This is a genomic window from Nitrospina gracilis 3/211, assembly GCF_000341545.2.
GTDB classification, from domain to species: domain Bacteria; phylum Nitrospinota; class Nitrospinia; order Nitrospinales; family Nitrospinaceae; genus Nitrospina; species Nitrospina gracilis.
In genome coordinates this window covers 1,587,718-1,599,377 of sequence record NZ_HG422173.1, presented here as the reverse complement: position 1 = coordinate 1,599,377, position 11,660 = coordinate 1,587,718, and the positions used below count along the sequence as shown (strand labels likewise).

At 46.1% G+C, this 11,660-nt stretch carries 9 protein-coding genes; 1 reads left to right on the top strand and 8 read right to left on the bottom strand.

The features are described from left to right. Positions 1 to 74: 74 nt before the first annotated feature. The 8 genes from TX82_RS07560 to TX82_RS07520 form a co-directional block, all read right to left on the bottom strand. Complete coding sequence (locus tag TX82_RS07560; protein WP_042250830.1) at positions 75 to 341, bottom strand: BTB/POZ domain-containing protein; 267 nt, start codon at positions 339 to 341, stop codon at positions 75 to 77. 11 nt (positions 342 to 352) lie between these two features. Next, positions 353 to 1,918 (bottom strand): RHS repeat domain-containing protein, encoded by a 1,566-nt coding sequence (locus TX82_RS07555; protein WP_005008910.1) that lies wholly within the window; start codon positions 1,916 to 1,918, stop codon positions 353 to 355. 107 nt (positions 1,919 to 2,025) lie between these two features. Next, complete coding sequence (locus TX82_RS07550; protein WP_144079125.1) at positions 2,026 to 2,289, bottom strand: hypothetical protein; 264 nt, start codon at positions 2,287 to 2,289, stop codon at positions 2,026 to 2,028. 91 nt (positions 2,290 to 2,380) lie between these two features. Next, complete coding sequence (locus tag TX82_RS07545; protein WP_503591177.1) at positions 2,381 to 3,976, bottom strand: RHS repeat domain-containing protein; 1,596 nt, start codon at positions 3,974 to 3,976, stop codon at positions 2,381 to 2,383. Between the two features lie 121 nt (positions 3,977 to 4,097). Next, a complete protein-coding gene (locus TX82_RS07540; protein ID WP_144079124.1) occupies positions 4,098 to 4,508 on the bottom strand; it encodes a hypothetical protein in 411 nt (136 codons plus the stop codon). Between the two features lie 34 nt (positions 4,509 to 4,542). After that, a complete protein-coding gene (locus tag TX82_RS07535; protein WP_005008904.1) occupies positions 4,543 to 4,974 on the bottom strand; it encodes a hypothetical protein in 432 nt (143 codons plus the stop codon). 10 nt (positions 4,975 to 4,984) lie between these two features. Then, complete coding sequence (locus TX82_RS07530) at positions 4,985 to 7,291, bottom strand: RHS repeat-associated core domain-containing protein (protein WP_005008902.1); 2,307 nt, start codon at positions 7,289 to 7,291, stop codon at positions 4,985 to 4,987. A 501-nt stretch (positions 7,292 to 7,792) separates the two neighbouring features. Continuing rightward, entirely contained in the window at positions 7,793 to 10,348 is a 2,556-nt protein-coding gene (locus TX82_RS07520) for an RHS repeat domain-containing protein (RefSeq protein ID WP_144079123.1), read from the bottom strand. On the opposite strand from TX82_RS07520, the gene TX82_RS15190 reads away from it, so the two are divergent. Next, positions 10,347 to 11,612, top strand: coding sequence for a phospholipase effector Tle1 domain-containing protein (locus TX82_RS15190; RefSeq protein ID WP_005008891.1), 1,266 nt, complete (start codon positions 10,347 to 10,349; stop codon positions 11,610 to 11,612). The genes TX82_RS07520 and TX82_RS15190 overlap by 2 nt on opposite strands. Positions 11,613 to 11,660: the final 48 nt, after the last annotated feature.

The following is an 11,660-nucleotide window of genomic DNA, read 5'->3' as shown; positions in this document are numbered from 1 at the left end:
ATACTATCACCGCACAGATCCTCACAACTCATTACTATTTAAAAAATCAGTTATAGCAGCGACAATTATTCCCCCTAATCATTATCATTTAGTTCTTGTTCTAAAGTTTTTATAATTTCGTCATGCAATTTATCTCCATCTTTCGCCAATTCTCTCCAACTCGGATGACCCATTACCTTTTCCTTACTTTCACCAACGGAAACACCATATAATTTCTTAAACACTTTTATTGCCTCTATAGGAGGCAGGTCAGCCTGACGGAGAAACCTTATAATGTCATCTTGATTTTTCCCATTTTTAATATCCTCTCTACATTTATTTAGAATCTCTTTTTGTTCCATAGTTATACCTATCAATCAAGATCTAGAATGATATCAATTGGCTTGCCAGGATTAGCCGAAGTGCTTGCTGGAACTCTCACCCCAGTTAATCTTAACTTACTAAACCCTTCTTCTTTAGCTAAATTAGTTAGTTGAGTTTTACCCTGTAAAATATATTTGGTCTGCCCGGTAAGCGGTTGTGTTCCTTCTCCATATACCGCAATATTTTTTAGGTGGAGGATATCCCCGGTTATACTAACCTCTGCAAGAAAACTTATTGGAACCTCAGATCCTTGTATGGTTAATTCAAAATCTTCTCCTTGCCGGAAGACATCACTTTCCACATTAGGTGTCTCTTCTTTAGTATCACCCAACGATCTCAGGTAAAGATCTATACAGAAATCTAAGGTAGAACTAATAATGTTTAGACCTCTAAAGTTTCTAAGTTTAGCGAGAAAATTTTTCGGTCTCTTTTGAGGTTTATCAGTTTTACCTGTAGCATCTACAAAGTTTATAGGGTCCTGCCTTGCATAACCAAACAGGTTCATTGCCCCACTAAAGTCAGCTGGATCTTTACTGGTCCACCGTCCAACTTCGGCGTCATAATCTCTGAAACCAAACCTTACTAGCTTGGTGTCTTGGTCATAAATCCCTCCTGCAAACCCGAACGGAGTGAATCCCGGATTGGTATCTACAGTTACGTTGCCCCACTCATCGTAATCGAGTTGCTGAATAACCGTTCCATCCGACGTGTTGATCACCTGTCTTGGTGATCCAAGATGATCACTGACTATTCGATAGGTGACTCCACCCTGAATCACATAGTCTGGGACATTGCCTTTGGAACTGTAGATGAATCTTGCAACTACGTTCCCGGCTCCATCCAACTCCGCAATGGGATTGAGTGAGTCTTTATACAACCACCCCTTGACCAAAACCCCGTCCACCCTTTTCCCGACTCTGCGATTTGCACCATCGATCACGTATTCGATCAACGTGCTGTCGGGCAGGGTGACGGAAATCAGGTTGCCCACCACGTCGTAATTGTACGTCGTGGTCTGGCCGCCCTCAGTCTTGCTCGCCAACTCACCGTTATCAGTGTAAGTGTAGGTCGCGGTGCTGGTCGAGACCAACCGGTCCTGATCGTCATACACCGCGCCGTTATTCAACCGGTTTCCATTCGCATCATAGGTGTACGTATTCTGCAACACGCTGTCCTTGAAGACCTCGTGGAGCCGCCCCGCCGTGTCATAGGTGTAGTCATAGACATGCGTCACGCCGTTCACTGTCTCGGTCTTTTTGGTGATCCTCCCCAGCTTGTCGCGCTCGAACACGGTGCCGAAAACAGGCGTCCCGGATACCTGCGCCTCGTAGTCCGCCATCTCCGCAAAGCCGTTGTACGCATACGAATCCGTGACCACACCCAATGACGTTCCGGTTAGAAGTCCATTATTAGGATCGTTGGTCAACGTCTCCGATCCCGCCGACGTCAACAGGTCGTCCTGATCGTAGGCAAAACTGATCGTATTGCCGCCGTTCACGCTCCTTGACGTGATGCGGAAACTGTTGTCATACGACCTACTCACACTCCCCGCCACCGTCCCGCTCCAGGTAGTATCGGTTCACAAACAAAAAAAGCGGCTCATTGAGCCGCTTAAAATTAGTAATGACATGACTTGTCAAGACAGAATTTATTACCCAAAAATTACTGCTCCCCACCCCGTCTAAAAATTTCGAGGATTTTCACTATTTCCTGGCTTTTAAATAATAATGAATACAGAAAGAAAACTCCTTGTGGAGCTATCAACCAGTAAAGCGAGGCCTTTACTTCCAATTTTTTAAAAAACACTGCTAAAATAATAACTGTCAGCGCCAAAAAAAATAAACTGCCAATGGCCAAACAGAATTGTTGCAAAAGTTTGACGTTGTCAGTTTCATTATTTTTTGCGATTTTGGAAAGGTAGGGCATATGGAATTTATTAAAATAAAGAACCATAAACAAAATATAATAATACAAATTAATAGATAAACTGTGAAAGGTTCCATTTTCTAAACCTAGATTATTGAAAAGGATTCTTAAAACTTATCTGCCCATTATCATTGCCTGATAACTGCCCACCTACCATTTGCCCCGCTCTTGCTCCCCCTCCAGCAAAAATGGAATCTAGAAATTCAATGCCGTACTTTCCAAAATCGGAAGGCTTTGCTAAACCTCTGCCCAGCAAATTTCCAAATCCAGCAAATACAGCCTCAATTGGATCAAAAACAAGCGTACAATTACCTCTGATTATCCTCACAATATTTCCCAGAGCTTGAGCAACAACATTCTCCGCAGCGGCGACAGCGGTTCTAGTTAACGCCGCAGCAAATAGACCGGCTTCTTTTGAGCCCAGTGGATTGTAAAGTCCGACAATGCCCCCAACGAACCCACCTATGACAGCTCCGGTTTTTCCACCAGAGATAGCACCACCAGTTGCCCCTGCAAAAACTCCAAATGCAACTCCTCCTATAAGCTTCCCTGTCGCCACAAATCCTGCCACTGCAGCGGGTGGAACCTGGCCGTTCGGATCAACCATATTAACCGGGTCCGCCATAACGTACCCGAAAAAATTGACATCCCCACCCCCAAACCGAATCGGGTCTTTACTTGTCCACCTGCTGGTTTGCGGATCGTAGTCCCTCGCTCCAAACCTTACCAGCTTAGTATCTTGGTCATAAACACCACCTGCAAATCCGAAAGGAATAAATCCCGGATTTGTATCAAATAAAACATTTCCCCATTCGTCATAGTCCCGTTGTTGAACCGTGGTGCCGTCGCTCGTATCAATGACTTGTCGGGGTGATCCGAGATGATCGGAAACGATGCGATAGGTTATTCCCGCTTTTATGACATAATCCGGAATATTTGACTTACTCGCATACACGAAACGGCTCACCACATTGCCTGCGCCGTCCAGCTCAGCGATTGGGTTCAGGCCGTCCTTGTACAGCCACGCTTTGGTGAGGACGCCGTTCACTTTCTTCCCCACCCTCCGGCTTCTTCCATCGATCACGTATTCGATCAACGTGCTGTCGGGCAGGGTGACGGAGATCAGGTTGCCCACCACATCGTAATTATACGTCGTGGTTTGGCCACCCTCGGTCTTGCTCGCCAACTCACCATTGGCAGTATAAGTGTAGGTCGCTGTGCTCGTCGAGACCAATCGATCCTGGTCGTCATACACCGCGCCGTTATTCAATCTATTTCCATTAGCGTCGTAGGTGTACGTGTTTTGCAGAACGCTGTCCTTGAAGACCTCGTGCAGGCGTCCCGCCGTGTCGTAGGTGTAATCGAACACATGCGTCACCCCGTTCACGGTTTCGGTCTTTTTGGTGATCCGTCCCAGCTTGTCCCGCTCGAACACGGTGCCGAAGACGGGCGTCCCGGAAACCTGCGCCTCGTAATCCGCCATCTCCGCAAAGCCGTTGTACGCGTACGAATCCGTGACCACACCTAATGAGGTTCCCGTCAGCAACCCATTATTCGGATCGTTGGTCAAGGTCTCCGATCCGGCGGAGGTCAACAGGTCGTCCTGATCGTAGGTGAAGCTGATCGTGTTGCCGCCGTTCACGCTCCGGGACGTGATCCGGAAACTGTTGTCATACGTCCTGCTCACACTCCCCACCACCGTCCCACTCCACGTGGTTACCAGCTCACAAAAAAAGCGGCTCAATGAGCCGCTTTATCAAATACTCAAACGAGCAATTTCAGGCCAATACCATCACCGCTCCAACAAATCACTGATTTTCTTCAACGACATACTGATCTTCATCAAAGTCTATTTTGTGAGAATAATGCTTCCTATTAGGCCCTGAAAAAGCCTTCTTCAGTTTTTTTAATTTCAACAAAGGAGTAATGTCGCCATCCAAAATATTTGTAGATTCGTACATTAAAAATTCCTCTAAATTCTTATTATTTTGCAGTGGCTTTAAAGAATGGATATCTCCACAATTGACAAGCAGAAGTCTTTTCAGCTTTTTTAGCGATCCAATTGGTTCTATCGATTTAAAATATTTACAATTATAGACTTCCAATTGCTCAAGGTCTTTTAGTTTCTCTATCCCTTCCAAAGATTGTAATTTTCTTAACCCAAAAATTTCCAAATACCTTAATTTGGATAAGCCAGACAATCCCGCTAAACTTGCCACAGGTCCATTTCCAAAGCCAAGATGTTGTAAGTTTTTAATGCTTTAAAGTCCTCTGTGTCTCGTTTTTATAGCTATTAATCCACAACTTTTTTAACTTGGTACACCCAAACAATGATTCTGACTTAGGTCTCCACTCAAATACACATTCTTCCAATTTAGGAAAGCAGAAAAAATCAATTTTGGTTTTACAATATGTCTCAACATCCAAATATTTTAATTGATTCAAATAATGTATTCCGGAGATATCTTCTATGGGCTCACCAATCCCCCTAATTGTTAGGGATTGCAAAAAATCTAGATTTTTTAAAAAATCAACTCTCCTATCCTTCCATCCTTTTCCTGAATTTAGTTCCAATTCCTTAACATTTTGTTCAATAAGAACGATTTTATTTTTATCTTTCCATTTACCTTTGACCACCATTTTTTTGCCAAAAATGCCCTTCTCTATATCAAAATCTTTGCTCACAGCCAATCCTCTATTTTTGTCTAACTGCGTTTATTTTATTTTCAAGGTTTTTAAGGCCAAATTTATTTATTATCTCTTGCTCTCGCTTTAAACGATTTATTTTGGGACCCTTTACTTCATGTATTTTTATCGATTTAATGTCTTTTGGCTTTAACTTTCCACTCCTTAAATGCTCCAATAATCGCCTATACACATCCTTGCCCGATCCTGTATACCTTTTACCTGACTGGGATATAAACTCATATGCGCCTTTAATTAATTTCTTCCCATGCTGTTTTAAACAAACTTTTGAAACCTCTTGAATTGTCTTTTTGGCTAACACCCCACCAAATATAGCCAGGCCTCCCGCATCTCCTATAGGTAGCGGACCATCGATAAAAGGAAGAGCCGCAGCCAAACTTAATAATTCCAACTCCTCCTCAGTAAATTCAAATATACCTAAGGGATCAACAAAGTTTATAGGATCATTTTGCAAATAACCGAAAAGATTGGGATCGCCTCCATTAAAATCTATTGGATCCTTACTTGTCCACCTGCCTGTTTGTGGATCGTAGTCCCTTGCTCCGAATCTCACCAGCTTCGTGTCCGCATCATACAGACCACCCGCAAACCCGAAAGGTTGAAAGCCCGGATTGGTGTCGACGAGGACATTCCCCCAGGCGTCATAGTCCATGGTTTGCACCACGGCTCCGGTTCCGGTATCGATAACCAGCCTTGGGCTTCCCAGGTGGTCGCTCACGATGCGGTAGGCCACCCCTCCCTGAATCACATAATCCGGAACGTTCCCTCTGGACGCATACACAAACCTCGATACCACATTTCCTGATCCGTCGAGTTCCGCAATGGGGTTGAGGCTGTCTTTATACAACCACGCCCTCTCCAACACCCTATCCACTTTTTTGCCGATTCGGCGGTTCCGGCCATCCACAACATACTCGATCAAGTTCCCGCTCGGCAATTGCACCGAGATGAGATTTCCCAGAACATCGTAATTATATGTTGTTGTCTGACCGCCTTCCGTCTTGGTCAGCAGTTCTCCATTATCCGTGTACGTGTAGGTGGCGGTGTTGGTGGAAACCAGGCGATCCTGATCGTCATACACCGCTCCATCGTTCAATCGATTGCTATTCGAATCATAAGTATAGGTGGCCGTCACCACACTGTCTTTTTTGGCTTCGATCAACCGCCCCGCAGGATCATAATCGTAATTATAAGTATGCTGGACACCTTGCACGGTTTCAACTTTCTGAATAATGCGGCCCAGTTTGTCCCGCGTAAAATCCGTTGAAAACGCCGGGGTTCCATTCGCATCCACGGAGTAGGCGGAAACCTCCCCGAATCCATTGTACGAAAGGGAATCGGTCACGTTGCCCAACGTCGTCCCCGTCAGCAACCCATTGGACGCGTCCCGCGTCAACATTTCACTTCCGGCGCTGGTCAGCAGAGAATCCTGGTCATATGCAAATGAAATTGAGTGCGATCCATTCACACTTCGGCTGGTCACTCTAAAATTATTGTCATAAGCGCGGGAAACGAAACCGGAAATGCTTCCCGACCAGTTCGTGGAAAGCAGTAACGACCCGTCATACGTGAACGACAACCCTTCCCCGCCGGGAGCGGTGATGGTGTTCAGGTTCCCCGTCACGCCGTCGTACCCGAAACTTATAGTCCCGCGCGGAATGACGAAACTGCCGAGGCGTCCTCCGGCATCGTAGTTGAACGATATGGTTTGGCCGTCGGGGCGTGTGATGAGCGTCGGCTGTTTATCCAGATTGTACGCAAACTGCCTGGCGTGCTGGGGGAGGCCGATGTTGGGCGGGTCGTAATCCGTCTCCAGGTTCACGGCAGAATAGGCGAAGCCGTGTTGCGGCCGGCCGGGCGGGGTGATGGAGGTGACATTACCGTTGGCGTCGTACGTGAAATTGATTTCACGCAGGTCGGGCAGGATCTGCTTGGTGACGCGCCCCACCGCGTCGTATTCGAACTGCACCGCACGCCCCAGCGGGTCCGTGATCGACCCAATGAACCCGGCGGCGTTGTACGCAATCGTGCTCTGCCGGTCGTCGGGCGACGTGCCCTGCGTGACCGTGGTGAGCCGTCCCCGCGCGTCGTACTGGAAACCGGTGTCGAAGATGTTGGGGATTTCCTGCTGGACGATGCGGCCCTGGGCGTCGATGAACGACGTGGTGGTCCGGCCCGTGGGCGAGGTGTCCGTGAACTTCAACTGCGTCCTATCGAACACGCTGGTGAACACGCGCCCGTTGATGCGGAGCGTGTCCGTCTGCGTGGCCAGCCCGCCGCCCGCGTCGAACGTCACCGTGCGGTCCTTAGAGTTTTGAATTCAACCAGGGCTTTCCAAATTTATACAAAATAAAAAAGTTGATCAAAGAGAATAAAATAGCAATTGTTATCCAAATATCATAGATATAAGAGAACTCAATAAGGCTTATAAGCTGAGCAAAAACGGCTATGGGAGTTATAAATGAAAAAAAATATCCGAGAAAGGGAATCATCACTGCAAGCCCTAAAATGACCAAAAACCCAAGAATGAAAAACAACAAAGGTATTTATTTTCTTTATATTTTTTCTTTATAAAACCTAAAAAACTTAAATATATAAACAAAAGACAAATATCTGGAATTATCCTTACCAACAAACTAAATATATCAAGATTATGTCCATAACCTATCTTGACCACCAAATTAAGTATTACTAAAGTAAAAAAATCAAATAAGTGATAAATACTGGTCTATGTTTGATAGAAACCATTTGTACCGAGTTGCTTTCTGTATTTGTCGAACCCATTAAAATCTCACCTTTAATTTAAGTGAATATCATTGTCGGGCAAATCGGGACCATCTTTATCATAGGGGTTTTCAGGGTTTAATCTACAGCCATTAAAACAAAGCTGATGATCATCATAAAAGGCCTGCTGACTATAATTATTTTCTTTAAGGCTACATGCATTAAGGGTTAGTCTTTTTAAATGTTGTTCTTGCAGGCACTGTCGCGCGCATTGAGCCCAATTAGTCAGCGTTTCTCCTTTTGGAATTAAGTTATTTCCCTTAGGAGCTAAATTACAAGCAATTTTCGCATCAGTGCATTCATATGGTGTCCCATATGCTTCGCAAACCTGCTCATAATAACTGCAACTATCAGAACCATACAATCCACTTGCATCACTCGAATTTATAAAATCATTAAATGCGTAACCATACAAATTTACATCCCCACCGTCGAATCTAATGGGATCCTTAGTTGTCCACCTTCCAACTTCGGGGTCATAATCCCTTGCTCCAAATCTTACAAGCTTAGTATCTTGATCATAAAGTCCCCCTGCAAAACCAAATGGCTGAAATCCGGGATTGGTATCGACGGTTATTTGTCCAAGATCATTGTAAGCAATTTCCTGCACCACATTCCCGCTGGAAACGTCCACAACAAGTCTTGGCGAGCCCCGTTGGTCGCTAATAATGCGATAGGTTACTCCTCCTCGCATAAAATAATCTGGTATATTTGATTTCGACGCATAAACAAAACGGGAAATTATATTTCCGGAACCATCCAGTTCAGCAATTGGATTTAGCTTATCCTTGTATAAAAATTCCTTCTGCAAAATGCCATTAACTTTTTTACCGATTCTACGATTTCTCCCATCAACTATATATTCAATAAAGGTGCCATCTGGCAAATTCACAGAAGCAAGGTTCCCCAGAACATCATAATTATAGGTAGTAGTTTGGCCAGATTTGCTCTTTGAAAGCATTTCACCATTAGCAGTATAGGTAAAATCTATGTTATTCAAAGTCAATAAACGATCCTGGTCATCATAAATACCCCCCGACCTATTTCCATTAGAATCATAGGAATGGCTTAAAATTATAACGCCATCCTTTTTTACCTCGACCAACCTACCGGCCACATCATAAAAGTAATCAAAGGTATGCAATGCACCACTATGCAATGCTTCTTGTTTCTGTACGATTCTCCCCAGCTTATCTCTTAAATAATTTACTTCGTATATGTTTACACCACTATACTTTGCGACATAATTATCTATTTCACCAAAGCTATTATAGGTTGTGACGTCTGCAACATTTCCTAACGAAGTGTCGGTCAGCAGGCCATTTAATGAGTCATAGATTAAGGTTTCTTGGCCCGCAGAAATTAAAATTCCATCATCATCGTAAGAAAAGCTTATCGGAAATTGATTGTTTACCGACCTGGATGTTATTTGAAAATTATCGTTATAAACCCTAGACACTTGACCATTTATTGGGCCACTCCATATTGAGTCTGTTTGTAAAAAGCCATCGTAATTTAATGTCAAGGTCGATCCACCCGGCTCAACTATTTGACTCAAGTTCCCACTATTTGGATCATACGCTAAGGAAACGTTTCCCTTGGGAAGAGTTAACTGAATTAACTGCCCCTTAGAATTATAATCAAAATTAATTTGCTTCCCATCAGGCCTTGATATTGTTATAGGGTTTTTATCCAAATTATATGTGAAGCTGGTTGAATGTTGGTTGAGACCTACATTTGGAGGAGAGTATTGTGTTTCCAAGTTGACCGCTGAAAAAATAAAGCTATGCAGTTGATTTTTTGGCGTAGTTATCCCTATCAAATTTCCACCATCATCATATGTGTTAATTATTTCTCGATTTCCAGGCAATATAAATTTAGTTACACGCTCAGCTTCATCGTATTCAAAAACAACGTTTCTCATTAGAGGATCGGTTATTGAAGCAATTCGACCCTTTAGGTCATAATTTATGATGGTTTTTCTTTCTTCAATACCCGAGCCTGTTTCTATACTAGTAAGTCGTCCCCGCTGATCATATATAAACCTTTTCGGTTCTAAGCCTGGAAATTGCCTTTCTTTCATCCGTCCTTGCTGATCAATAAAGCTTACCCTTTGTCTACCCTCAGGGGACGTATCTGTATATTTTAAAGAAGTCCTATCAAAAAACGTTGTATAAACCAGACCATTTACGTCGATAGTATCCGTCTTGTCTACTAAGCTATTACTTGGGTCTGATAACGTTATTTGACTGTCAAAGGCATATGAGAAATTTAAACCTTGTGGCGTGGTCACCGTGAGCCCCTGCAAGGGCGCCAGCGCGCCGAAACGCGGGTCCGGCGAGGCCGTGACCGTGGTCGCCGTGCCGTCCGGCGTTTGCGTGACCACGCTTTGGTCCGCGCCCTCCGTGGTGACGGTGGCCAGACCCGTGGGATCGGTATTGGTGCGTTGGGTGGGAATCGAACCCGTCGCGCCAAAATCCCGGAGAGGTTTTACCGTATCCGGTTCGGACATGGTATAAAGATGCCTGCTTGGCCTGATTTCCATATCCACCACCGGGAAGGCACCCATGACCCGTTTCCTTCATTTCGCCCTGCTCGCATTGACACTCCCCCTGCTCGTCAGCTGTTCCCACACGCCCCCCGTCAACCACACGCCTTTCACGCCGGACGTCATGGCGAAAAGAAAACTGGTTGTTTTTCTGGACGGCACTCACAACGATGAAAGCAGCCACACCAGCATCGCCAAACTCCACAACCTCGTCACCCTGCAGAACCGGACCGACATCCGCTCCACTTACATCGTCGGCGTGGGGACGGGGGCGAAAGTCATCGGCATGGGAATGGGCTGGGGAATCGGGAGGGACGTGCGGGAGGCCTACCTGTTTCTGGCCCGCAACTACCGGCCCGGGCGGGGAGACGAGGTCTATCTTTTCGGGTTCAGCCGCGGCGCCTACGCGGCGCGTATCCTGGCCGGGCTCCTGTTCACCGTGGGCATTCCGGATCTGGGTTCGATACCCGAAGCGGACCCGATGGATCTCATCGAAGACATCTACTCGGCTTTCAAGGGAGACATGACCGTCACGGAACGGCGGCGTGAGGTGCAGGAAGAAACCGGCATCACCCCGCAACCGGTGAATATCCGCTTCATGGGCCTGTGGGATACGGTGGAAGCTTTGGGTGTGCCGGATTACGAGGAAAACTTCACCTTCCCCAATCCCCGTTACGTCGACCAGCTGTGCAACGTGAACAAAGCCGCGCACGCGATGTCGGTCGATGACGACCGCGCCCGCATTTTCACGCCCATCCTGTTAACGCATCCCCGCCTGGTCGAAAACTGCAAGGAAAGGGACATCAATGACGTGGTCGAGGAAGTGTGGTTCGCGGGGGCGCATTCGGATATCGGCGGCGGGTACAACGACACGGACATCAATGGCGTTTCGTTCAACTGGATGCTGAAGCAGATGGAACCCTACAACCTGGTCCCGGCAAACACCCGCGTGTATGCCGACCCCTACGGACGCACGCACGATCCCGAAAGCGGCTGGTTCCGCTTCATCTACCGCAACCGCAACCGGAACCTTCCCGCCTATGCCACGTCGACTTACAACAGGGGCCGGCTCAAAATGCATCGATCCGTGTTCGACCGGTTGGGAAAAGCCTGCCGCCGGTCATTCGAGTTTGACTGGAAAAAATCTGAATTTGCGAAGTGCTTCGACTTCTCCAGCGACAACGGGGCCATCCATCACCTCGAAGAAAAGCAGTGCTTCGATGTGATCGATTACGAACCGTCTCCACTGCCGCAGAATGGCTTCTGCCCGCCCGCCTCTCCTTAAAAATACCGGCTGGAACCCAAAAAGCGTGTCATTAAATTACAGACCACG

What these genes read in the sequence shown, in the direction of transcription:
- TX82_RS07560 (WP_042250830.1), bottom strand. Translation starts at nt 341, where the DNA reads ATGGAACAAAAAGAGATTCTAAATAAATGTAGAGAGGATATTAAAAAT.
- TX82_RS07550 (WP_144079125.1), bottom strand. Translation starts at nt 2,289, where the DNA reads ATGCCCTACCTTTCCAAAATCGCAAAAAATAATGAAACTGACAACGTC.
- TX82_RS15190 (WP_005008891.1), top strand. Translation starts at nt 10,347, where the DNA reads ATGACCCGTTTCCTTCATTTCGCCCTGCTCGCATTGACACTCCCCCTG.
- TX82_RS07520 (WP_144079123.1), bottom strand. Translation starts at nt 10,348, where the DNA reads ATGGGTGCCTTCCCGGTGGTGGATATGGAAATCAGGCCAAGCAGGCAT.